This is a genomic window from Sediminibacterium sp. FW305-C-49 (assembly GCF_058231085.1).
Genome location: NZ_JBIQXS010000001.1, coordinates 569,753 through 594,215, shown reverse-complemented (window position 1 = coordinate 594,215; position 24,463 = coordinate 569,753). Strand labels below are relative to the sequence as shown.

21 protein-coding genes and 1 pseudogene are annotated in these 24,463 nt (G+C 42.1%); 14 read left to right on the top strand and 8 right to left on the bottom strand.

Annotated features, from left to right (window positions below; all coding sequences use genetic code 11):
• The 4 genes and pseudogenes from ACH3Z1_RS02475 to arfB form a co-directional block, all read right to left on the bottom strand.
• Entirely contained in the window at nucleotides 1-1,506 is a 1,506-nt protein-coding gene (locus ACH3Z1_RS02475) for a lipopolysaccharide biosynthesis protein (RefSeq protein ID WP_490820255.1), read from the bottom strand.
• 161 nt (nucleotides 1,507-1,667) lie between these two features.
• Nucleotides 1,668-2,741 carry a cytochrome-c peroxidase gene (locus ACH3Z1_RS02470; RefSeq protein ID WP_490820254.1) on the bottom strand — a complete coding sequence of 358 codons (1,074 nt, stop codon included), beginning with the start codon at nucleotides 2,739-2,741 and terminating at the stop codon, nucleotides 1,668-1,670.
• Complete coding sequence (locus ACH3Z1_RS02465) at nucleotides 2,738-3,436, bottom strand: MbnP family protein (RefSeq protein WP_490820253.1); 699 nt, start codon at nucleotides 3,434-3,436, stop codon at nucleotides 2,738-2,740. The genes ACH3Z1_RS02470 and ACH3Z1_RS02465 overlap by 4 nt, the downstream gene beginning before the upstream one ends.
• Nucleotides 3,437-3,439: 3 nt before the next feature.
• Nucleotides 3,440-3,829 (bottom strand): annotated as a pseudogene (gene arfB, locus ACH3Z1_RS02460) (alternative ribosome rescue aminoacyl-tRNA hydrolase ArfB); the annotation flags it as partial.
• A 57-nt stretch (nucleotides 3,830-3,886) separates the two neighbouring features.
• On the opposite strand from arfB, the gene dtd reads away from it, so the two are divergent.
• The 3 genes from dtd to ACH3Z1_RS02445 are packed head-to-tail and all read left to right on the top strand — an operon-like array spanning nucleotide 3,887 to nucleotide 5,062.
• The gene (dtd, locus tag ACH3Z1_RS02455) at nucleotides 3,887-4,339 is read left to right on the top strand and encodes a D-aminoacyl-tRNA deacylase (RefSeq protein ID WP_490820252.1); all 453 of its coding nucleotides are present in this window, start codon (nucleotides 3,887-3,889) and stop codon (nucleotides 4,337-4,339) included.
• A complete protein-coding gene (locus ACH3Z1_RS02450; protein ID WP_490820251.1) occupies nucleotides 4,336-4,767 on the top strand; it encodes a group III truncated hemoglobin in 432 nt (143 codons plus the stop codon). The genes dtd and ACH3Z1_RS02450 overlap by 4 nt, the downstream gene beginning before the upstream one ends.
• The gene (locus ACH3Z1_RS02445) at nucleotides 4,736-5,062 is read left to right on the top strand and encodes a nucleotide pyrophosphohydrolase (protein ID WP_490820250.1); all 327 of its coding nucleotides are present in this window, start codon (nucleotides 4,736-4,738) and stop codon (nucleotides 5,060-5,062) included. Before ACH3Z1_RS02450 ends, ACH3Z1_RS02445 begins: the two co-directional genes overlap by 32 nt.
• 106 nt (nucleotides 5,063-5,168) lie before the next feature.
• On the opposite strand, the gene ACH3Z1_RS02440 is transcribed toward ACH3Z1_RS02445, so the two are convergent.
• Nucleotides 5,169-6,563 (bottom strand): aminopeptidase P N-terminal domain-containing protein, encoded by a 1,395-nt coding sequence (locus ACH3Z1_RS02440; RefSeq protein ID WP_490820249.1) that lies wholly within the window; start codon nucleotides 6,561-6,563, stop codon nucleotides 5,169-5,171.
• Between the two features lie 245 nt (nucleotides 6,564-6,808).
• Between ACH3Z1_RS02440 and ACH3Z1_RS02435 the strand changes: the two genes are divergently transcribed.
• Nucleotides 6,809-8,272 (top strand): glycine--tRNA ligase, encoded by a 1,464-nt coding sequence (locus ACH3Z1_RS02435; protein WP_490820248.1) that lies wholly within the window; start codon nucleotides 6,809-6,811, stop codon nucleotides 8,270-8,272.
• A gap of 86 nt (nucleotides 8,273-8,358) precedes the next feature.
• Here the strand turns inward: ACH3Z1_RS02435 and ACH3Z1_RS02430 are convergent, their stop codons facing one another.
• On the bottom strand, nucleotides 8,359-9,087 hold the full coding sequence (locus tag ACH3Z1_RS02430) for a ferredoxin--NADP reductase (RefSeq protein WP_490820247.1): 729 nt from the start codon (nucleotides 9,085-9,087) through the stop codon (nucleotides 8,359-8,361).
• A 210-nt stretch (nucleotides 9,088-9,297) separates the two neighbouring features.
• Nucleotides 9,298-11,871: a zinc-dependent metalloprotease gene (locus ACH3Z1_RS02425; RefSeq protein ID WP_490820246.1), complete on the bottom strand. Its 2,574-nt coding sequence runs from the start codon at nucleotides 11,869-11,871 to the stop codon at nucleotides 9,298-9,300.
• A 342-nt stretch (nucleotides 11,872-12,213) separates the two neighbouring features.
• Between ACH3Z1_RS02425 and ACH3Z1_RS02420 the strand changes: the two genes are divergently transcribed.
• The 10 genes from ACH3Z1_RS02420 to ACH3Z1_RS02375 all read left to right on the top strand — a co-directional run bounded on the left by ACH3Z1_RS02420 (nucleotide 12,214) and on the right by ACH3Z1_RS02375 (nucleotide 22,968).
• A complete protein-coding gene (locus ACH3Z1_RS02420) occupies nucleotides 12,214-13,080 on the top strand; it encodes a MotA/TolQ/ExbB proton channel family protein (protein ID WP_490820245.1) in 867 nt (288 codons plus the stop codon).
• 69 nt (nucleotides 13,081-13,149) lie between these two features.
• The gene (locus ACH3Z1_RS02415; protein WP_490820244.1) at nucleotides 13,150-13,797 is read left to right on the top strand and encodes an ExbD/TolR family protein; all 648 of its coding nucleotides are present in this window, start codon (nucleotides 13,150-13,152) and stop codon (nucleotides 13,795-13,797) included.
• Between the two features lie 56 nt (nucleotides 13,798-13,853).
• The gene (locus ACH3Z1_RS02410) at nucleotides 13,854-14,405 is read left to right on the top strand and encodes an ExbD/TolR family protein (protein ID WP_490820243.1); all 552 of its coding nucleotides are present in this window, start codon (nucleotides 13,854-13,856) and stop codon (nucleotides 14,403-14,405) included.
• Nucleotides 14,406-14,462: 57 nt separating this feature from the next.
• The gene (locus ACH3Z1_RS02405) at nucleotides 14,463-15,296 is read left to right on the top strand and encodes an energy transducer TonB (RefSeq protein ID WP_490820242.1); all 834 of its coding nucleotides are present in this window, start codon (nucleotides 14,463-14,465) and stop codon (nucleotides 15,294-15,296) included.
• Between the two features lie 253 nt (nucleotides 15,297-15,549).
• Nucleotides 15,550-16,377, top strand: coding sequence for an energy transducer TonB (locus tag ACH3Z1_RS02400; protein WP_490820241.1), 828 nt, complete (start codon nucleotides 15,550-15,552; stop codon nucleotides 16,375-16,377).
• Between the two features lie 109 nt (nucleotides 16,378-16,486).
• Nucleotides 16,487-17,869: a tRNA uridine-5-carboxymethylaminomethyl(34) synthesis GTPase MnmE gene (mnmE, locus tag ACH3Z1_RS02395; protein WP_490820240.1), complete on the top strand. Its 1,383-nt coding sequence runs from the start codon at nucleotides 16,487-16,489 to the stop codon at nucleotides 17,867-17,869.
• Nucleotides 17,870-17,976: 107 nt separating this feature from the next.
• Complete coding sequence (locus ACH3Z1_RS02390; protein WP_490820239.1) at nucleotides 17,977-19,119, top strand: glycoside hydrolase family 43 protein; 1,143 nt, start codon at nucleotides 17,977-17,979, stop codon at nucleotides 19,117-19,119.
• A 311-nt stretch (nucleotides 19,120-19,430) separates the two neighbouring features.
• A complete protein-coding gene (locus ACH3Z1_RS02385) occupies nucleotides 19,431-20,489 on the top strand; it encodes a sensor histidine kinase (RefSeq protein ID WP_490820238.1) in 1,059 nt (352 codons plus the stop codon).
• On the top strand, nucleotides 20,486-21,208 hold the full coding sequence (locus ACH3Z1_RS02380) for a LytR/AlgR family response regulator transcription factor (protein ID WP_490820237.1): 723 nt from the start codon (nucleotides 20,486-20,488) through the stop codon (nucleotides 21,206-21,208). The genes ACH3Z1_RS02385 and ACH3Z1_RS02380 overlap by 4 nt, the downstream gene beginning before the upstream one ends.
• Before the next feature lie 47 nt (nucleotides 21,209-21,255).
• Nucleotides 21,256-22,968, top strand: coding sequence for a CocE/NonD family hydrolase (locus tag ACH3Z1_RS02375; protein WP_490820236.1), 1,713 nt, complete (start codon nucleotides 21,256-21,258; stop codon nucleotides 22,966-22,968).
• Between the two features lie 44 nt (nucleotides 22,969-23,012).
• Here the strand turns inward: ACH3Z1_RS02375 and ACH3Z1_RS02370 are convergent, their stop codons facing one another.
• Nucleotides 23,013-24,458 (bottom strand): RtcB family protein, encoded by a 1,446-nt coding sequence (locus ACH3Z1_RS02370; protein WP_490820235.1) that lies wholly within the window; start codon nucleotides 24,456-24,458, stop codon nucleotides 23,013-23,015.
• Nucleotides 24,459-24,463: the final 5 nt, after the last annotated feature.

Sequence of the window (24,463 nt, the reverse complement as noted above, 5' to 3'; positions counted from 1 at the left end):
TTATTTGATGTATTTACCAATCACAGGCATTTTCTGAAACTCTTTTCTTTCTACCAGTAAAATAAACCAGCCGAAGGCAGCCAGCAGCAATAAACCAAAAGCAGTACTTAACCATAGCTGTGGAAGAAAGTACACAAATAACTGGTGTATTAAATACAGGAGCGTAACAATAACCAGATAAGCAATCAGTTTTTTTGTGGCATAGGGAATGCGGTAATGTTTTTGTCCAAGCCGGTAACTAATGATCATCATAAATGCATAACAAACAAAAGTGGCCCAGGCACTGCCAGTGTATCCGAATAATGGGATCCACCAGATATTCAGCAATACTGTAATGACTGCACCTGCCAGTGTGATCCATGCACCTGTAAGGGTATTGTTAGTGAGCTTGTACCATACGCTCAGGTTATAATAAATACCCAGAAATACACTACCCATGGCCAGTATCGGAACAATCGAAATACCTTCTCCGTAGGAGGAAGCATTGGTACCGTAAGCTAGTTGCATAATGAGTGGAAGGTTCACCACAATGGCAAGCCACATGAACGCACAGACAATGACAAAAAATTTCATCACCCTTGCGTAAGTGCGCTGTGCATTTTCTTCTTTTGATTGGTTAAAGAAAAAAGGTTCTGCTCCCATCTTAAACACCTGTATAAAAATGGTGATCAGTACAGCGACTTTGTAATTGGCTCCAAAAATACCCAACTGACGTAATTCCTCCTCTCTCGGGAGATCTAATACCCTTGTGTATACCAACCTGCTAAGCATTTCATTAATCATTCCACCAAGCCCCACAATGATTAATGGATAGGAATATTTGATAACTGTTTTCCAGAGCGTAAAATCGAAGGAAAAACGGAAACCCCGGAATTCTTTAGTGAGCAATAACAAAGTGACGATGCTTGCAACCACATTGGCTATGATATAATAGCCAATACCTATAGATGGATCATAGAACGATAACCATATGCTTTCAGGATTTTCCCGGTATAGTTTGGGGCAGGTGCCAATAAAAAACAACACCAGCAAAACATTGACCACAATACCGAACGCTTTGATAAACGCATACAGGCGTGGCTTTCCTTCTTGTCTTAACTTGGCAAAAGGGATAACAGAAAGCGTATCAAAAAAAAGTATCCAAGCCATCCAACGTATATATTCAGGATGATCAGCAAAATCAATCAAGTCTGCAACTGCCTGTGCCTGCCATAATAAAAAACCTGTAAATAGAACCGTAGTGAGAATGCTGGAGGTTAAAAATGTATTGAACACTTTTGTTTTATCATGATCTTGTATAAACTTGAAATAGCTGGTTTCTAACCCATAGGTAAATAAAATATTCAAAAAAGGGATAGCTGCATAAATCTGTGTGATACCAGCAGTACTGCTGGGTTCATACCACCAGAATAAAAGAATGTTCAACGCATATCCCAAAAAACGAACGGCAACGGTAGGCACGCCATACCACAATGTTTGTCCTGCTAATTTTTTGATGCTGCTCAATGAAATATTTTTAGTCCGAAAGTCCGGAGACCGAAAGTCCGTAAGACAGGAAATGACAAGCAGTTTCCTGCTTTCGGACTTCCTGACTCCCGGTCTTTCGGACTCTCCCCGCAAACATCGTATTTCTTCTCTTTAAATTCAAGAATAGCCCGGAACATTCATTATTTATTATGAATATCTGCCGGGGCAGTGGTGCTGATACCTTTGCCCGGTGCCGCAAGGTTTGGGTTGTGCAGAAAACTACTGTCGGTAAGTGTATGGAGGAATGCGGTAAGCTGGCCGATCTCAAAATTGGACAAAGGAAGTCTGTTTCTTAATAAACTATCTGTTGCCGTACTTACCACCATGTTCTTTCTGTAATGTTCCATGATACTCAGTATGGAAAAGAAACGTCCATCATGACCATAAGGGAATGTACGAATTACGTTCCTGAGACTGGGTACACGGAATTTAAGCGAATCGTTGCGATCGTTGGTTATTTTCATTCTGCCCATATCTTTTAAAAAAGGATCAACCGGCATTCCAATATTCCTGTAACTGTAATCGGTGAAAAAAGGTTCTGTATGACAACTCACACATTTTCGTTGAAAAATTTCATAACCCAGTTTCTCTGGAAGAATAAAAGTATCGAGACCCGCTTTCACACGATCGTATTTGCTGTTACTACTGACGAACGTGAGCAGAAACTGGCTGATGGCTTTGGTCATACGTTGTGTATTGATCGTTTCATCACCAAAAGCTGCTTTGAACAGTTTCTTATATTCTTTTTCGGCCTGCAATTTTTTGATCACATTCGCTAAACTTTCTCCCATTTCATTTTCTGCGGTAATAGGAGCCAGCGGCTGAAGATCTAAATGATTAATACCACCATCCCACATAAATTCTTTTTGCCAGGCCAGGTTAAACAGGCCAGGTGCATTTCTTGTAGTAAGTGAATTGTTGAAACCATGACTCAGGTTATGATCATAGGTATTAAAGGCACCAAACTGCTGGTGACAGGTGCCGCATGAAATAGAACCATCTTTACTCAAACGTGTATCATAAAACAAGTGTCGCCCCAGTTCAATACCTTCTCTGGTGAGTGGGTTGGCTTTAAAATCATACAGAGGTTTTGGCCAGCCTTTTGGTACGAGGAAACGAACGGGACTGGGTTTGAAATAATTTCCCAGATGCATCCAGCCAGTACACAGAATACTTAACAACAAAAGAACTGCTATCGTTTTCTGGTACTTCATTGTTTTGACTGGATAGAAAACATTTTACTATAATTATCGGCAAAACGAACAGCCAGTGCTCCCGGACTATGGCAAACAGGTTCTTTTGCAATATTGATACCATTCAACCATTGAGCTGCATCAGCAATAATGGTAACGGCATCTGTAAATGCGGGTGACTGAAGTTGAATGAGCCGGGTTGTGTTATGATGCTTACGAAAACCTCCGATATGATAGGTAAACTGTTTACCTGCAATCATAGAACTGCTGGCTGTGCCTTCAAGCTTGGCCATGATATAACCACTATTCCATGTCCAGAACATGCCATGTAATGGATCGAGGGCACCTGTTTGTACACCCGATACATTGCGGATGCTGTCAACACCTAATAAAAATCGAATACCTGTATAACTGCCTTCCGGAACATTGAGTTGAATGATCGAACTTTTTTCGTCAGCAATATCAATCAGGTAATACTGGTTATCTGGAACAATGATTTTACCTGTTGAATGGGTGAGTTGAATATGAGAGATATAATATTTAAAACGATTGATCACCAGTGTATCAGTTGCGCTCAAGTAGCAGGTTTGTTCAGGCTGAAGTTTTTCGGTGTTAAACCGGTTATCGAACCGTATGGTAAGCCATTGCTTTTTTTGTGCAGTTGCCGAAAACAGCAGGCAAAAAAGCAGGGATATGAAAAGGGTTGTTTTTTTCACGGTTCAGCGATAATCGTTCTTGTTGATCTTCTTTCTTTGTTCCTTGTTACGTGTATGCTTTTTCTTTGACTCCAGTCTTTTCTCTTTCGCTGCTTTGCTGGGTTTTGTGGGCTTGCGTATTTTTCTTTTGATAAGTGAAGTGGTGATCAGTTGGGTGATTTTACGAATCACTTCTTCTTTGTTACCTAACTGAGATCTTTCAGACTGAGACTTGACCAATAAATAACCCTCATCGGTAATGCGGTTGCTCAATCTTTCTATAATCATGGCTTTCTGTTCTTCGGTAAAAAATACAGAATCGGCCACTTTCCAACGGCCTTCCACCATGGTTTCCACCTTGTTTACATTCTGCCCGCCCTTACCTCCGCTACGGGCGGTTTGAAACAATATCTCGGTTCTAATATCTATCTTCATTTCAAAATAAAGTTCGTACAAAAAGCGGAATCAATTATGAGAATTGTGATACAAAGAGTAAGTGAGGCAGCCGTTCGGGTTGATGGAAATATTACAGGCGGCATTGGAAAAGGCTTGCTCGTGCTGGTGGGTATTGAAGATGCCGATACAAAAGATGATATTGAATGGCTCAGTAACAAGATTGTCAATATCCGCATTTTTGATGATGCCGATGGGGTAATGAATTTATCAGTGAAAGACATAGATGGCGGAATCTTACTCGTGAGCCAGTTTACCCTGCATGCAAGTACGAAAAAAGGAAACAGACCATCTTATATCAAAGCATCCAAACCAGAAATCGCTGTTCCCATGTACGAAGCCATGATTACTCAATTATCACTCGACCTGGGTAAATCTGTTCAGACAGGCATTTTTGGTGCCGATATGAAAGTGAGTTTACTGAATGATGGCCCCGTAACCATTGTGATCGATTCAAAAAACAAAGAATGAAAGACATTGAAAGCAGGGAAGATATTGAACAACTGATGCGGGCTTTTTATGCCAAAGCCATTCCTGATGACATCATCGGACATTATTTTACAGAGGTTATTCATATGGATATCGAACAGCATCTGCCGGTGATCACCGATTTCTGGGAAACGGTCATATTTGGTGTAGCTAAGTATAAATCGAATGCCATTGCCGTTCACCAGCAACTGCATACAAAATCTGCTTTTACCGATCAGCATTTTGAAAGATGGGTAAGTTTATTTCAGTCAACAATCGATGCATTATTTTCAGGTGATAAAGCTGAGTTGGCTAAACAAAGAGCCGTATCCATAGCCACGGTAATGCGAATAAAAACCGTACATGGTTCATCACCCATTAATATAAAAACAACCAGTCATGACCATAGAACAGGCACAACAGCAGGTTGATCAGTGGATCAATACTACAGGCGTTCGTTACTTTAATGAGTTAACCAATCTTGGCATATTGATGGAAGAAGTAGGCGAACTCAGCAGGCTCATGGTACGGCAATACGGCGAACAATCTTTTAAAGAATCCGATAAAGGGAAGGAGCTGAGCGATGAAATGGCCGATGTATTATGGGTACTTATCTGTTTGGCCAATCAAACCGGTGTAAACCTGACGGAAGCGCTGGAGAAGAATTTTGAAAAGAAAAACCTGCGCGATAAAGACAGGCATAAGGAGAATGAGAAATTAATTTGAAAATTTGAAAATGTGCTAATTTGAGAATGCTGGTAAACAACCAGAGAAATAACAACGCAGTTGTTATCAATCCTTTATTTTCAAATTAGCACATTTTCAAATTGTTTTATTTATCAAATATGCTTTTCTGCTTCGCCATTTTCTCAATCTCCGCTACTGTGCGGGGAGAAGAGGCGGAGAGGTTACGATGACCGTCTTTGGTGATCAGGATATCGTCTTCAATACGAACACCAATGCTCCACCATTTTTTATCGCATTTACTTCCTGGTGGGATATAAATGCCGGGTTCTACGGTTAAGAAAACACCTTCCTGTAAAGTACGTGGTCCCATATCGTGCACATCCAATCCAAGATGGTGTGATGTACCGTGAGGGAAATACTGACGTGCTTCCTGATCATTGGCTGCAATACCCAGTTTAATGAGTCCACGATTGATGACACGACGTGCAGCTGCATCAACAGCACCAAATGCATTGCCGGGTTTACATGCTGCAAAACCAGAATCCTGCGCTTCGAGTACCAGCTCATAAATAATTTTTTGCTCCGGCGTAAATTTACCATTCACAGGAATGGTTCTGGTAACATCAGCTGTATAACCATGGTATTCTGCAGCGCAATCGCTCAGCAGTAAATCGCCATCTTTCATTAAGCGCAGATTAGTAACATAATGCAGTACGCAGGCATTTTCGGATGATCCGTTAATGCTGGGGTAGCCTGGATATTCAGAACCATTCTTTTTAAAATTATACTCCATAATAGCCTGTGCCTGGTATTCTGTCATACCAGGTTTAACGGCACGCATTACATCGTTATGGCCTTCGCAGCTCATAATGGTGGCTTTCTCCAGTAACTTAATTTCTTCGGGTTGTTTGATGCCACGTAATGACGACATAATCATGCGCGTAGTACGTTCTCCAAGTGGTTTTTTCAGGGCACTGATAGCACTGTCCACAATACCCGCCATGCGCGATAACTGGTCGCGATTGCTGTATTTAGAGAGAATATCTTCTCCTTTAAACATACTCAACACGGTATCTACTGAGCTAAAATCGAATGTAGTAGCAGTGAATTTATCGTTGGTGAATACGTTTTCAATTTTGTATTTATTCTTTACACCTTCTACGCCCAGAATTTTGCCCGTCCACATTTCCTGTTGTGGATTTCGGTTCTGTACAAAAATAAATTCAGTACCGGTAGCGCCCAGAATAGTCACGGGTTGTTTGAAAAGTAATAAGAGCGAATTGGGTTCTTCCAGACCAGTGAAATAATAAAAATTCTTGCTTTGTGCATATTGGTAGTCAACATCGTTGTTCCTAACCCTTACCTGTGAGGCAAAAAATACGCCTACGCTGTTATTGGGCATCATTTCCCTGAATGCGGCGCGACGACCTGCATGGAACTCCGGACTAAGATAATCGTTTGGATACTCTGTGGTTTGCTGGGCCAGTGTTATGGCCGGCATCAACAGACAAAGCAACCTGAAGCATGTTTTTCTGAGCATGTTGTAATTTTTTTGAGCGCAATAAAACTATAGGATTTAAGCGAGCCGGGCGAAAAAAAATGAGGAAAGGCCGGGAGAGAAGCTACAAGCCGCAAGCTGCAAGCTACAAGCTACAAGGGTTAGGTTACTGTGCTTGTAGCTTGCAGCTTGCGGCTTGTAACTTACGGCACTCATATTAACTTTTTTACACTGCTTGTAGCCTGCGGCTTGCAGCTTGAAGCTTAATCTCCTATTTTTGCCCCGTTATGAGCATACAACAAGACAATCGTTTCCAGGCTATTATATCGCATGCCAAAGAGTATGGATTTGTATTTCCGAGTAGTGAAATTTATGATGGGTTAAGCGCCGTATATGATTATGGTCCTTATGGCGCCGAGCTGAAAAAAAATATCAGGGATTACTGGTGGAAAAGCATGACGCAGATGCACGATAATATCGTTGGTATCGATGCGGCCATCTTTATGCACCCCACCACCTGGAAAGCAAGCGGTCACGTAGATAATTTCAGTGACCCGATGATAGATAATAAAGACAGCAAGAAAAGATACAGGGTAGATCATTTACTTGAAGCCAAAGCCGATCAGTTAAGAGAGAAAGGGGAGGATACTGCAGCAGATGCTTTAGTTGCAACGATGGAACAGTTACTGGCAGCGGAAGATTTCGCCGGACTGAAGCAATTAATGAACGATCATAAAATTGTGTGTAGTGTGAGTGGTACTGCCAACTGGACCGATATACGCCAGTTCAACCTCATGTTCTCTACACAGCTGGGTTCAGTAGCCGAAGATGCCGATACCATTTACCTGCGTCCGGAAACCGCACAGGGTATTTTTGTGAATTTTCTGAATGTACAGAAGACAGCGAGAATGAAAATACCTTTTGGTATTGCACAAACCGGTAAAGCATTTCGTAATGAAATTGTAGCACGTCAGTTTATCTTCCGTATGCGCGAATTTGAGCAGATGGAAATGCAGTTTTTTGTACGGCCGGGTACACAAATGGAATGGTATAATTTCTGGAAGCAGGAAAGACTGAAATGGCATACCAGTCTGGGTATTCCTGCAGAAAAATATCGTTACCATGATCACGTAAAGCTGGCGCATTATGCCGATGCGGCACTGGATATTGAATATGAATTTCCATTCGGATTTAAAGAAGTGGAAGGTATTCACAGCAGAACCGATTTCGATCTGAAAAGTCACCAGGAATACAGTAAGAAAAAACAGCAATATTTTGATGCCGATGTTGATCCAGCAACAGGTAAACCCTATGGCAATTATATTCCTTATGTAGTAGAAACATCGATCGGTCTGGATCGTATGTTCCTGCTGGTAATGAGTCATGCATATGAGGAAGAAACCATTACCAAAGAAGATGGTACAACAGATAGTCGTGTGGTGATGCGTATTCCGGCTAAAATTGCACCCAACAAACTGGCCATTCTTCCTTTGATGAAAAAAGATGGGTTACCGGAAATCGCCAAAGAATTGCTGGATGAATGTAAGCCGCATTTCAAATGTTTCTACGAAGAAAAAGATGCCATCGGTAAACGTTATCGCAGACAGGATGCTGTCGGAACGCCATTCTGTGTAACCATCGATCACCAAACCAAAGAAGACGGTACTGTAACCATCAGACATAGAGATAGTATGCTGCAGGAGAGAGTGCATATGAGTGAGGTGAGGAAAATTGTCATAGAGGCGTTGTAAACAGAAGAACAGAGGAACGGAGAAATTTCCAACGTTCAAGTATATATCGAAATTGAGCATTCGATGTTTCTCTGTTCTTCTGTTTCTTACCCATACAGCTCCAGATGAATATCTTTCTTCTCATACCCCATGGCAATGATGCGTTGTTTGGCTTCATCAATCATATTTTTCCAGCCACAGAGGAAAAAATGAGCGGGTCTTTTATTGATGCGGAGTAATTCTTCATATACGCCATGTACATAGCCGGTATAAGCACCATCGGGCACCGATTCTTCGCGGGAGAAAACGGGATGATAGTAAAAACCAGGCATTTCATTTTCCAGTTGCTTTAATTCAGGACCATATAAACAGTCGCCATGTTTACGGCAGCCAAAAATGATATGTATTTCCTGGTGCGGGAGTTTATGACGGTGAATATGATGCGCCATAGAACGGAATGGAGCAATGCCTGTTCCTGTACAAATAAGAAATAAGTCCTTTTCAATGATTTCCGGCAGGGTAAATACACCTTGCGGGCCGCGAAGGGTAAGTTCGCTGCCTACTTGTACTTCTTTGAATAAATAATTGGTGCCTGCTCCGTCTTCGAGTAATACAATGACCAGTTCAATAATATTGGTACCATCTGGTGCGGAAGCAATGGAATAACTACGCCAGCGTTTGTTCTTTTTTTCATGAATAGGTAAGTCAAGTGTAACAAACTGACCCGGTTTGAAATCGAAAGAAGCCAATTCCGGGATCTCGATCCAGAAACGACGGGTAGAATCGGTAGCGTCTTCAATCCTGATGACTTTTCCGGTGCGCCATGGTTCAAGCATAAGAATGGTTTTACACAATATAAGATAATTTGAAAATGTGGCAATTTGAAAATTTGGAAATGGCAGGCGAGAAACAACACAGTTGTTTCTCGCCGTTATTTATAAGCAATAGAACTGGAGGTGTTTTCAAATTTTCAAATTGCCACATTTTCAAATTATAAAAAAGGCGCAGTAAATGATTACTGCGCCTTTTAAGATGATAAATCCTCCTTATTTAGGATCTAATGCTCTTTTTATTTTTTCGGCAAGGTCCTGTAAATGGATCTTGCTCATTCTGTCGGCATTGGTAGCTGATGCAGCATTTACCTGGGCACGTAACTGGGTCAGTTGCGCGCGGGCAATACTGTATACATCACTACGGCTGTTGGCGCCAGATGCATATGGATTGGTAAATCCGCCACCAATGATAATAGTGGTAGCACCACTGCTTGAAGGTGGGTTGAGTATATTGTTCAGTTTCTCAACATAACTCTTCTGCAACATTCTGCGATAATTATCAATGGCTTTGTTTGATTTCAGTTCACTGAACAGGTCATTCTGCAGATCGTTGATCATTTCGAGTGCACTGTATGCTTTATCGGCACCGAAACGCTCTGTTGCATATTGCATACGGTTTAATCTGTCAACTGTCAATAAACTTCCTAATGCAGACTCCTGGGCAGCAGCTAAAGGATCGCTGGTGCCTGGTGGGTTGATTCTGTCCCAGATCTTTTTATCGATCAGCCATTTTGGTGTCTGGAAAACCTGACGGTTCATATAACCCAGTGCATCGCGCTGCATGGCTTTAGGAGTAGGCTCATATACAGGCTCATCCTGTTCTGCTACTTTAAAGGTTTCATATACGCCTCCGATATTACGTGATACATGCCCGAAATAACGACGGTACTGACCTAAAAGCTGTCCGTACATGGTAGCGATATTTTCATTCTGATCGCCTTCTTCTTTTGTCCACTCAATCAGGTTGGCAAGAATGCGCTGTAAGTTTTTTACACCATAATCACTGGCTTTAACCGCATTGTCGCTCAGGTCTTCACTCTGGCTTCTGGGATCAGTCTGGTTACCTGATTCATAAGTACCGAACCAGGTACGTGGATTGGCTTTCAAGGTTTCAGTTACCAGTTTGTTACTGTTCTTTTTCACTTCTTCTTCTGTTGCACCTGGAATATAGCCATAACCCCAACGCATAGCCCATGCATCATATTCTCCGATACGTGGATATAAACCTTCTTTGCTGATATTATCTTCAGGCTGTGCTACATAGTTAAAACGTGCATAGTCCATGATAGAAGCAGTATGTCCATTGGCTTCAACCCATGCTTTATCACGTAATTTATCTACCGGTGTTTTGCTGCTGCTTCCCATGTTGTGGCGCAGACCGAGGGTATGACCTACTTCATGTGAAGACACAAAACGGATCAGATCGCCCATCAGGTCATCATCAAACTTCATTTTGCGGGCACGTGGGTCTGTAGCTGCGGTTTGAATCATATACCAATCGTGTACCAGTTTCATCACATTATGGTACCAGCCGATATGGCTTTCGAGGATCTCCCCACTTCTGGGATCATGTACATTCGGACCGTATGCGTTCTCAGTAGGAGAAGCAAAATAACGTACCACAGAAAAACGTGCATCTTCGAGGCTCATGGTGGTATCGTTTTCTGGCCATTCTTTACCCATGATGGCATTTTTGAAACCAGCTTTCTCAAAAGCTTTCTGCCAGTCGTTGATACCGAGGATCAGGTGTTTTCTCCACTGTTTGGGCGTAGCAGGGTCGATATAATAGATAATTGGTTTCTTGGGTTCAACCAGTTCACCTCTTTTCCATTTCTCTGCATCTTCATCTTTGGGTTCGAGTCTCCAGCGAACAGCAAATTCTTTGTTTTCTACTTTTTGCTGATCGTCACCAAATAAAACGTAATCATCGGTAAAGAAACCAACGCGTTTGTCTGCAATCCTCGGTGTCATTGGCTTTTCGGGCAACAATAACATAGAGGTGTTCAGTTCAATGGTAACTGCACCAGCAGCATTGGCAGTAGGAATATTGGAACCACCACCACCACCAAGAACAATGGCGGCACCGCCACCACCTGCTGAGAAGGTTTTAACGGTTCTGATCTCTGTGTTAATAGGGTAGGAGCTGATACGTTGTATATAAGACCTGTCGGCAGCAATCGGACCAAGACCAAATGAACGTTTGATATTGGCATTGATGCTCACTACCTGATTGTCACCCTTAAAATAATCGGTAACATCCAGTACCACAGAGGTACTGTCTTTACCAAATGCAGCGATCGGGAAAGAAGCTGCAATGGCATTCAGGTTAGAATTGGTAACTGCTTTGTAGATATCTTCTTTAGGATCTGCTGCATTTACCAGGGTAATGGTACGCAGGAAGACATTGCTGTTAGGCCCTTTTTCAAAAGCAAGGGTTTGTTGGTTGGCAACCTCACCACCATAGGCACCACGACCGGCACCAGAAATAGCAGGTACTTTAATGTAACGTGTAACTGCAAGTATTTCACGTCCTAAGATATTATTAGCAATCTCAAAGTAGTATTTATCATCTACTTTGTGTACTGTAATCATACCTTTTTGTGATACTGCTTTATTGGTAATCACATCTCTGTAAGCTCTTGGGCCTGTACGAGGAGCTCCGCCGCCAAAGCCTGCCGGTAGATTGCCGATCTGGGGTGCGCCTGCCGGACGGGCAGTGGTATCCCTGGTTTGAGCAACCGACACAGTAGAGGCCAGCAATGCTGCTGCAATAAAATAATTTCTCATTGTTTCAGTTAAATGGTTTTGAATAATCGTTAAAGATAGGATCGTAAATTAATCAACAATTTTTTTTCTCGGAGTGTTGGATGAAAGGTAAAATCTTTAATTTGGGTCGGTGAAAAGATACAGGTGGTTTTAAGAAACCCCTTATCTTGCCCACTCCTGAAAGCGCAAAGCTTTGCGGCTTTTTGCCGAATCAAATTTGCCACTTTCAGGAAAATACCTATTTTGTAACCCCTTTCGGACTTTTGAAATAATGTTTGACCTGTGAATTACATTTTTCATTAGCATTGCGAGGATAATTTTTTAAATCAACTGTTATTTTAAAAAACAAAAATCAATCGAATCATGGCTGAGACAAAACCAACTGCAACAGCTGCAAAAAGCTCCACTTCTGTTCAACCTAAGAAGAGCAGTAATTTAGTTGCAACACTTGCCCCCATCTTCTGTATCCTGGGTGGTTATTTTATCTGGCGCGTAGTTTTAGGTAGTGCAAGCAATTTCACCAACCCAGATCTTGATGCAAGTCATTGGTTCTGGCCGGCACACCAGGGTCCTAAAGGTACTTTCACCAAAATGTATGAAGGTGGTATCGTAGTACCTATTCTTATCGGTGCATTCTTTATCGCTGTTACTTTCAGTATTGAAAGATTCCTGACTATTTCTAAAGCAACAGGAGCCGGTAATATTGCAGAGTTCATCCGTAAAGTACAGTTCCACCTCGCTAACAAAGATGTTGATAAAGCTTTGGCTGAGTGCGACAAGCAAAAAGGATCTGTAGGTAATGTAATGAAAGCAGGTCTGCGTAAGTATAAAGAAATGATCACCAATACTGAATTGGCTACGGAGCAAAAAGTATTGAATATTCAGAAAGAAATTGAAGAAGCAACTGCACTGGAACTGCCAATGCTCGAAAAGAACCTGGTATTCCTTTCAACCATCGCTTCGGTAGCAACCCTGTTGGGTCTGTTCGGTACCGTATTGGGTATGATCCGTTCATTCTCTAAACTCGGTGATGAAGGTGGTGGAGAAGCTGCACGTGAACTGTCTCAAGGTATCTCTGAGGCCCTGTACAATACTGCACTGGGTATCGGTACCTCTGCGATTGCGATCGTAATGTATAATATGTTTACCACTCGTATCGATGGTATTACTTATGGTATCGACGAGTCTGGATTCACTTTAACTCAAAGCTTTGCTGCTAACTACAAATAATCGTTGATTGTTTGTATGGAAAATGACAAGTTTTGAATCTTAATTAGTGAATGCTATAAATAAATAACAATGGGAAGAGCCAAATTACCTCGTAAAAGTACCAACATCGACATGACAGCCATGTGTGATGTGGCCTTTCTCCTGTTGTCGTTCTTTATCTTGACTACAAAGTTTAAACCGGCAGAAGCCATTGCTGTAACCACCCCTAATTCAGTGGCGGCAAAAGTGGCTCCGGATAAAGACATTGTAATGATTACGATCGACAAGGATGGCAAGGTATTTATTACGATGGATGAAGAACAAAAGAAAGAAGCGGTGTGTAATGCGTTGAATTCGCAACTGAACCTCACTATGGATGTTGCTGCATTCAAAAAAGCAGGTTTCTATGGTGCACCCTTCGGACAGATGGCCTCTTTTCTGGCATTACCTGAAGAGCAGCGTAAGGGCGATAAATTACCCGGTATTCCTGTACTCGACTCAACCGATAACCAAATGGTTACCTGGATGAGAGCAATTACTGATGCATACCAGGGTAGTAAAATGAACCTGCTGGTTAAAGGTGATAATGCTGCCAAATATCCGGCTTTTAAAGCCGTGATCGATGCTTTCAAGAAAACAGATCAACTGAAATTCCAGATGATCACCAATCCTGAAAGTGTTCCAACCGGCACCGAGCTCTGGAAAAAAACCATGGCCGGCGAGAAGAGAGACGAATAAATACTGTTAATCAGTAGTAGTAAACAAAATACTCACGAAAACTAAATTCTACCGTTATGGCAGAAATGGATACCTCGAGTAGCGGGGGCCACAAAAAGGGCCCCGGGGTCAAGAAAGGGAAGAAATTATCTACCCGTGTAGACCTGACGCCCATGGTGGACCTGGGCTTCCTGCTCATCACATTCTTTATCTTCACCACAACGATGAGTCAACCTACGGCTATGAAGCTCTTTTTACCAAAAGATGCCGATAAACCGGAGGATCAGAATAAGGCAAAAGAATCGGGTGTTATTACCCTTCTGTTAGGAAAAGACAATAATGTCTTCTACTATGAAGGTCAGCTGGCACCAGATGGTTCTAACTTCAAATCATCTAATTTCAAGGAAATTCGTACCGTACTGCTCGAGAAAAAAGCGCGTACCAACGAAAAAGACCTGGTAGTGATCCTGAAGCCTTCCTCTGAAAGTACTTATAGAAATGTGGTGGATATTCTGGATGAAATGACCATCAATGTGCTGAAGAAATATGCACTCGTGGATATTGCCCCTGTTGAAGAACAATTGGTAAAATTGTCTGAAGCTGCCGGTGGCGCTTCAGCATCAAATTAATTGGTTTTCGGTATGGAAAATACCACAAAATGAATCATACATTATAAAGACCTAACAATGGACGTAAATAAAATTTTAACCGCGGATATCCTCGATATCATTTTTGAGGGTAGAAACAAAGAGTACGGCGCGTACCAACTCCGCAGAACCTATAATAAGCGTATTACATACGCTATCGTAGGAACTGTGGCAGTGTGTCTGCTTTTCCTGGGAGGTTCATTGATTGCCAACTCATCTGACAAAGAAAAGACCCAGATCCTGGTACAGGATATGGAGCTTCAGGATGTTAAACAGGATGAGAAGAAGCCTGAACCACCTCCTCCGCCTCCACCACCCAAACAGGAGCCTCCTAAAGTGGAGATCACTAAATTCACCCCTCCCAAAATTGTGAAGGATGAAGAAGTGAAACCAGAAGAGGAAATCAAGGAAGTGGAGAAACTGGAAGATACCAAGATCGGTACCATCAACCAGGAAGGTATCAAAGATGAAGGTATCGTAGCTCCCCCCGTGGAAGTAAAAGGTACCGGTGTGGTAGAAGCCCCTAAACAGGAAGAAGATTACGATAAAGTATTTACAGTGGTACAAATCCCTGCGGAATTCCCCGGTGGTTTGCCTGCCTGGACCAAATACCTTGAACGTAACCTGAACAGAGACCTGCCTGTTGAAAATGGTGCACCTCCCGGCAAATACACGGTAATCGTATCATTCATCGTTGATAAAAACGGTGGTATCAGTGAAGTAAAAGCTGAGAACGATCCGGGTTATGGTACAAAAGATGAAGCGGTACGTGTAATTAAACGTGGCCCTAACTGGAAACCAGCCGTTCAGAACGGACGTCAGGTAATCTATCGTCACAAACAAAGTATCACATTCATGGTATCAGAAGAATAATTTCTTCGACCGATAAATTTAAAAAAGCCATCCCGCTTCATGCAGGATGGCTTTTTTAGTGAATAGGCATGGTGAATGATGAATCGTCAATGGTGAATAGATGTTTACGGATAAACATGACTGTTATAAGTGATAGTCAGTGTTTCATTTTCGATTTTTTTCAAAACTATCTTACATATTCACCATTGACGATTGACCATTCACGATCTTATGGAATTTCTTTCCACGCGTGTCTCATTAAAAATACATTGCTATGGAAAAGAAATTCAAACAGCGCAATGATATCTTAGAGATATTATTCGCCGACAGAAACAAAGACTATGGTGCTTATGAATTACGCGTTATGTATAACAAACGCATGAAGTATGCACTGTCTGGTATGTTTATTCTTTGTTTATTATTTACAGTAGGTTCTATTCTTGCCAACGCAAAGGGTAAAACAAAAACAATTGCTTATGTAGGTCCCGAAATCGAACTAAGTAAAGTAGATGAACCTCCTGTTGAAGAAGTAAAACCGCCTGAACCAAAACCAGAACAACCACCAATTGCACAAGAAGTTTTCACTCCACCTAAAATTGTACAGGAAGACCAGGTAGATGAAAAAGATGTTATGCTCAATGTAGAAGATTATGCCAATGTGAAAATCGGATTGGAGAAAGCAGAAGGGAAGGATTTTGATGATGTAGTGGCTCCACCAGCTGAATCAAGTACTGGTATAACAAAAGCCATCAGATCAAATACGGACGAACTTGAAAAGGATTTTATTCCGGTACAGATTTCTGCCGAATTTCCCGGTGGTATAAAAGAATGGCAAAGATTTTTGGAAAGAAACCTGAACAGTGAACTGCCAACAGAAAACGGAGCGCCGGTAGGTGTGTACACCGTAGTAGTAACTTTTATTGTAGACGTTGATGGCAAAGTGAGCGATGTAAAAGCAGAAAGTGATCCGGGTTATGGTACAAAAGATGAAGCCATACGTGTCATTCGCAAAGGCCCCAACTGGAAACCCGCCAACCAAAACGGCCGACCTGTTAAGTACAGACATAAGCAGTCGATTACGTTTAAGGTGTCGGAGCAGTGATATGGTGAATCGTGAATGGCCAATCTTGAATTGAAAAATGTACTCACCATTCACCATTGACCATTGACCATTCACGATTCACTATCTTTGCCACAAACAACAGCTACAGATGTCCATTCACTTATCAGGTTGGGATGATACAATCGTTGCACTGGCTACACCGCAGGGTATTGGTGCCATCGGTGTGATAAGGGTGAGTGGAAAGGAAACTTTTAATATCCTCAACCAGTTATTTCCTTCCAAAGATTTACATGTACAACCTTCACATACAGTACAGGTAGGTTTTTTAAAAGAAGGACAGCAGGTATTGGATGAAGTAGTGTTATCATTATTTAAAGCACCACGTTCTTACACGGGTGAAGATGTAATAGAAATCAGTTGTCATGGATCTCCGTTTATACAGGAGCAGGTAATAAAAGCCATCAGTAAACTCGGCGCCAGGATGGCCAAACCTGGTGAGTTTACCCAACGTGCATTCCTGAATGGTAAGCTCGATCTGGCACAGGCCGAATCGGTGGCAGATTTAATAGCGAGTAATACTGAAGCCAGTCGCAAAACGGCGCTCCACAATATGCGTGGAGGGTTTTCAGCAGACCTGAAACAATTAAGAGAACAGTTGATACGTTTTTCGGCAATGATAGAACTGGAACTCGATTTCTCTCAGGAGGATGTGGAATTCGCTGATCGTACTGCTTTAAAACAATTGATCGATGAACTGGATGGATCCATACAACAACTCATCAAATCATTTTCATTAGGTAATGTCATACGCAATGGTGTACAGGTAGCCATTATTGGAAAACCCAATGCAGGAAAATCTACCTTACTCAATGCACTGCTCAACGAAAACCGCGCCATTGTAAGCGATATAGCAGGTACTACCAGAGACACCATAGAAGAAGTCATTAATATCAATGGCATATTATTCAGGTTGGTGGATACGGCAGGTATTCGCGAACATACTGCCGATATCATTGAGCAGATTGGTGTGGAGAAGAGCCTGGAAAAAATGAATGCCTCTGATATTGTATTATACCTCTTCGATGTAAATGAAACTACTGTAGAAGAGTTGAAGGCATTTGAAGAAACACTCAAGGCGAAAAACATACAATACCTGCTGGTGGCCAATAAAGTAGATACTGCCAGTACTGACACTGTTCAGAGCATGGTTCATGGCCCATGGTCCATAGCTATTTCTGCCAAAGCCAATACCGGTATCGATATACTAAAGCAGGCACTCACCCAGAAAGCCATCAGTGGCGATGTAAATACCGAAGCCACTATTGTTACCAATGCACGGCATTACGAAGCATTGGTAAAACTGGCACAGGCTTTAGCTGATGTGCGCAATGGCATGAATGAGCAGGTACCCGGCGATCTCCTCGCCCTCGATATACGTCAATGCCTCCACTACCTCGGACTCATTACCGGTGAAATTACCAATGAGGACCAGTTAGATTTTATATTTAGTAAGTTTTGTATCGGGAAATAGCCATAATTGGTAAACATGGGTTAAATGAATCAAAGTTCACCTCAAATTGACCTAAACCTTTCTTCCAAAAGAGCGATCAGACTTTATTTTCACTAAAATATTCTTTTATGAATAAGGTTTTGATCAGTAGTGTCCTGCTATTGAATACTGTGCTCATATTCGGGCAAAAACAGCGGGCAACAGTAATTACACCCGGAACAATTTGGGTAGATAATAAATCAGTGCATATTAATGCTCATGGCGGCGGTATCTTAACGTATAATAATACCTATTATTGGTTTGGAGAGCACAAAACAGAAGGAGAAGCTGGTAACCTGTCTAATGTAGGTGTACATGTATACTCATCGAAAAACTTAATCAACTGGAAAGACGAAGGCATTGCATTAAAAATGCATGACGACACTACCAGTTTATTGGTAAAAGGAAGCATAGTTGAAAGACCAAAAGTTATTTACAATAAAAAGACCAAAACCTTTGTGATGTGGTTTCACCACGAGTTGAAAGGGCAGGGATATAAAGCGGCATTAACAGGATTAGCCATCAGTGATAAAGTTACAGGGCCATACAGGTATATAAAAAGTGTCAATCCCAACGCAGGACACTGGCCCATGAATTTTCCGGATGAGTTAAAAAAAATAGATCCGGCTGAAACAATGGAAGGCATAAAAATGCAATCACCCGAAGGGAAAAAAATGGTGAGAGACGGATATTTTGTTCGCAGAGATTTTGCAAAAGGACAAATGGCCCGCGACATGACTTTATATGTGGATGACGATGGTAAAGCCTATCATATTCATTCATCTGAAAATAACCAGACACTTCATTTTGCAGAGTTAACGGATGACTATCAGGATTTTACCGGAAGGTACACGCGTGTATTAGAAGGCAAGGCCAACGAAGCGCCTGCTATTTTTAAGAAAGATGGAAAGTATTATATGATCAGTTCCGGCACTACAGGGTGGAAACCAAATCCGGCACGTTTATCGGTAGCAGATCAGTTGTTCGGCCCATGGAAAGAATTGGGCGACCCCAGCAGGGGAAATGAGGAGCAGGTAAAAACTACTTTCTGGTCGCAGAGTACCTTTGTCTTACCTGTTTTGGGTAAAAAGAATGCATTTATTTATATGGGCGATCGTTGGACACCTGAGAATGCCATTGATGGGCGATATGTATGGCTACCCATTCAGTTTGAAGAAGGTAAACCCATTCTGAAGTGGTTTGATGAATGGGATTTATCTGTCTTTGATTAGTAAAGCAGTATAAGACACCTTCTCTACTGTCAAGCTTTTCCAGTACAAAACACGATGTTTTCACTATCACTTCACTATGGTTTTCTTATGGTTTCGCTATCATTCTCTTATGGTTCTCTTAGGCCTCTCGTATCTCTGTTTATACCCACTCTGTAGGTAATCAGTAACCAAACTTATTAATGCTATATGTTCCTTTTTCGAAGTGTCGGTATAATAAAACCATAGAAATCCCCCATCCCCCCCATCTTCACGTTCCTGTACAAATATTTCCTAAGTTGATAATAGTTTAATTTGTTTGCTCAACAAACACCATGAAATTATTGCAACAAATATCGCTGTACTGGAAATGCCAGTTGATCGGTTGGTCAGCAGCGGCATTGTATTGGGGGCTCGTGGGTTTTCTGGGAGCGGGTTTTTCCTGGTCGCTGGCCATCCTGCATTTTGTGGCCGACCTCTGTATATATATCGGCTTATCGCATCTGTATAGAAATTGTTCAATTCAACTGGGCTGGCATACACTGGCCATCCGGCAACTGGTATGGAGACTCCTGCCGGTGGTGATAATGTTGGGTGCCGCATTTATGTTGCTCACGATATCTAAAAACTACCTGCTGCGGTACTGGTTCGAACCGGGTTTTGCGCTTCGGTATACGGAGCAGTTATCGGCGCAATGGCTGGCTGTATTTGCAACAGGTATGCGTATCATGAGCATCTGGCTGCTGGCCTATTATGGGTATCATTTTGCCCTCCGCGAAATAAATGCGGTAAAAGAAACTAGCCGTTTGGGTATGATAGCCAAAGACGCTGCATTCAACAACCTGACGGCGCAACTGAATCCGCATTTCTTTTTTAATGCACTCAACAGTATAAAAGCGCTGGTGCATGAGAACCCGCAGGCAACCAGAAGGGCCATTGATCTCTTATCAGACCTGCTCAGAACATCCCTATACAGAAAGGATACCGGTTTACTATCCTTAGCAGAAGAAATGGAAATGGTAAAGGATTACCTCGAACTGGAGAAAATACGATTAGAAAAAAGACTACAAACAACAATAACAGTAGACGCACATATAGCAATGCAGCCGCTATTGCCATTCAGTATACAGGTACTGGTAGAGAATGCCATTAAACATGGCATCTCCTGTAACAAAGAAGGTGGCGAACTATCAATCAACGTAGAACAGCAAGGGGGAAACTTGCTGATAGAAGTGCGGAATCCTGGCAGGCTGCAACCGACAGCTGGCGGTGGTCTGGGTATACAAAATCTGCAGGAACGCTTACAGTTGCAATACGATGGTAAAGCGGCTTTCTGTATAGAACAGCAAAAGGAAGATACTGTATTGGCAACCCTGAAAATTCCTATGGCATGAGCAGTATAAAAGTATTGATTATAGACGATGAGCGACTCGCCAGGGAAGAACTGAAAAGACATTTGCTCAATCATACTGACTGCGAACTGGTAGGCGAAGCGGCCGATGCCGACGAAGCAGCAAAACTGATTGAAGCACTTCGACCCGAACTGCTTTTATTAGACATCAAAATGCCTGGCCGATCGGGCTTTGAATTACTGGAATCGCTGGAATGGACACCAGCGGTTATTTTCACCACCGCTTATGATGACTATGCCGTAAAAGCTTTTGAAATCAATGCACTCGATTATCTGGTAAAACCCATTCGCGATGAACGCTTTGCCATGGCCATCAACAGGGTGAAGGAACAAGTAATAAAAAGACAAGGAGAACAAGACACAAAAGAAGTGGCACAAATTTTTTTTGTAAAAGAAGGTGATCGTTATTATTTCATTAAACCGGATGAGATTTCACTAATTGAATCGGCAGGTAATTATGCAAGAATTTATTTCAATGATAAAAAAGTATTGATCAAAAAATCTTTGAACCAGCTGGAGAAAACACTGGACGCAGCCGTTTTTTTCAGGGTGAACAGACAGGAAATCATCAATACCCGATTCATCAGTCAAATGCAGGCTTTACACAACGGGCAACTAACTTTTACACTAAAGACTGATACAACAGTTACTGTTTCTAACAGACAGTCTGCGCTATTTAAAAATAAACATGGAAGCCTGTAGTTTAATGCTTCTCTAAAATCAACAACCATATGATCAAATTACTTGTCATGGCAGTCTGCTGCCTCTGGGCCATGCTTTGCGTAAAAGCAAACAGTACCCCCGGAAGAGATACTTTAATAAAAGGACAGTATTACCATGTGTACGACAGCGTACTCATTCACACAAAAGAGGGAGCCGCCATTTCTGCGCTGGTGGTACAGAAAAAAGACCGGCAACAACCCCTGCCGGTTATTCTTCAGTTCACCATTTATGCCCGCCATACCGATATTAAAAAAGCCATTGAAGCGGCAGATAAAGGGTATGTAGGTGTGATGGCTTATTCACGTGGCAAACGTTATGGTGCTGGCGAAATAATGCCGTACGAACACGACGCAAAAGATGTGTATGAAGTAATAGACTGGATCAGCCAACAAAACTGGTGTAATGGAAAAATAGGCATGTATGGTGGCAGCTATAATGGCTTTACCCAATGGGCAGCCACAAAACGAATGCACCCGGCACTTAAAACCATTGTACCCTCTGCCACTGTTGCACCGGGTCTGGATGTACCGATGATGAATAATGTGGTGATGAGCTTTCCTTTTTCCTGGACATATTATGTTTCGAACAACCGCTTTCTCGACACGGCAGATTATAATAACCCGAAATGGAAAGAACTGGAATACAAATGGTTTCAGGAAGGACTGGCCTATCGGGCATTGGACAGTCTGGTTAACAGGCCACGTAATAAAATATTTCACAACTGGCTCCAACATCCGACCTACGATACATACTGGCAGAACATGATTCCGTATAAAAACGAATTTGCCAACATCAAAATACCTGTGTTAACGACTACAGGTTATTACGATGGCGGGCAGGTAGGTGCTTTGTATTATACGCGTGAGCACAACAAATACCTGCCGGGTGCAGAACATTATGTAATCATTGGGCCTTACGGGCATTTTGGTTCACAGGGTTATCCTGATGCTGTTTACAATGGTTATACAATTGATGCAGTAGCTAATATTTCCATCCACAACATTATTTACGAGTGGTTCGATTATATACTGAAGGGAAAAGCAAAACCCGCTTTTCTAAAAGATAAAATCAATTACCAGCCTATGGGTTCCAACGAATGGAAACATGCCACTTCACTGGAGAAAGTGAGTAACGATACACTTACCTTTTATCTTGATCAAACAGCAGACGGTTTGCTAAACCTGAAAAAACCAGTGAAGCCGGGTTTTGCTAAGATGGAAGTAGATTTTGCTGACAGAACTTCTATGAACAGCTATTACTATGCATTCAGAACCATCTGGGACAGTCTGAATAATGGCGGTGGTATTATGTATACAAGCGAACCTTTTGAAGAAGTAACGACATTTACCGGCTGTTTTACCGGTAATATGAAAGTTACCATCAACAAACGCGATATGGATTTCAGTGCTGTATTGTTTGAACAATTAGCTGATGGACGTTTCTTCTTCCTCAGTTATTTCATGGGTAGGGCCAGCTATACAGCGAGTAATATGAAGCGTAGCCTATTAACACCTGGCAAAAAAACTTCGCTTCCATTCAGCAACAGTTATTTTACCAGTCGCCAAATTGCAAAAGGTAGCAGGCTGGTATTGATTGTGAATGTAAACAAGAGTCAGTCGGAACAGATCAACTATGGAACAGGAAAAGACGTAAACCTTGAAACCATTAAAGATGCAAAGATACCCCTTCGCATTCAATGGCATAACGATGGGTTTATACAAATACCGATCAGCAGATAAAGCAGGATAAAACAAAAGCGGCAAAACCAGTTTGCCGCTCTTTGTTATTCACCATCCGCTACATTTCTTTTTCTCAACTGTTTTGGACCATCGCTGCACATTTTTACAATCCTGGGTGCAAAACTGCCCACAATATCTACCAACTCAGTTTGAGCTGCCATTACTGTATGGATGTCTTTATAAGCAAATGGTGCTTCATCGAGTCCGCCGCCTAATAATGTTACACCTGCTTTATCCAATGTTTCTCTCATGGCTTTATGTGTAATGGAGCTGATGGCTGCTGACCTGCTCATTTTTCTACCAGCACCGTGTGCAGCAGAATGAATGGCACCGGTATGGCCCATTCCTTTTACAATAAACCCGTTTGCCGACATACTACCCGGGATAATACCCAGCACATCTTTACCTGCAGGTGTTGCACCTTTTCTGTGTACAATCAGTTCTTCGCCATCGTACATTTCTTTCCACGCAAAATTGTGGTGGTTCTCTACCATCTTTATAGGAGATCTGCCCAGTTGTTTAGCGATTTTCCTATGAATAATGTGGTGGCATGCACTTGCATAGTCACCAGCCAGGTTCATGGCCAGCCAGTATTCCTGTCCCTCAGCTTCATGTAAGTCGAGCCAGGCCAGGTTCTTTGCTTCGCCCGGCAGCTTTCTCTTTTCAATCGCTATTTTGGTATAGTGGTTGGCAATATTGGCACCCAGCCCTCTTGATCCGGAGTGCGATAAGAGACCGATGTATTTTCCGGGTTCAATACCCAGTACTTCATCTTTCTCTGCAATTTCCACTTCACCAAATTCTACAAAGTGGTTGCCACTACCAGAAGAACCCAACTGTTTCCATGCTTTACCATGCAGGGACCTGAGCAAGGGGGTTGAATGAAATTCATCTCTGTCCATTACTTCATGTTCTTCTGCATTTTTAAATTGTGCACCACTACCAAATAAAGTAGCTTCCTGGATTTCCCTTGCAAAAAAGGAAGTCCTGCCTTTCAGCAGAGCGGGGTCCATGTCAAAAACCGATAAACACATTCTGCAACCAATATCCACACCTACACCATAAGGTATTACAGCGTTTTTAGTTGCCAGCACGCCGCCAATAGGCAGGCCATAGCCATGGTGGGCATCGGGCATCAGTGCTGCTTTAACAGATACGGGTAGTTTAGCAGCCATATGTATCTGGTGTAATGCACCGGCTTCTATATGTTCCGGTCCGAAAATACTTACGGGCACACCCGATTCTTTCAATGCTATGCTGCTTGCATTTGCTGCTTCTTTGGGAAGTAGTTTTAAGGCAATGCTACCAAGTACGGCATCGTTTTTATAGTCTGCGGGTTGTGTCAGTACATTTTTTAAAAGTTCAAACACTTCTTCTCTGTTGCTGAACCTGTAAAATTTGTCGATCACAGACATAGCTACCGGAATGACCGGACTCTCCGGATATCCGATAGCCCTTAATTCTTTTGCTGTTATTTTTAACCTGCTCATTTCAT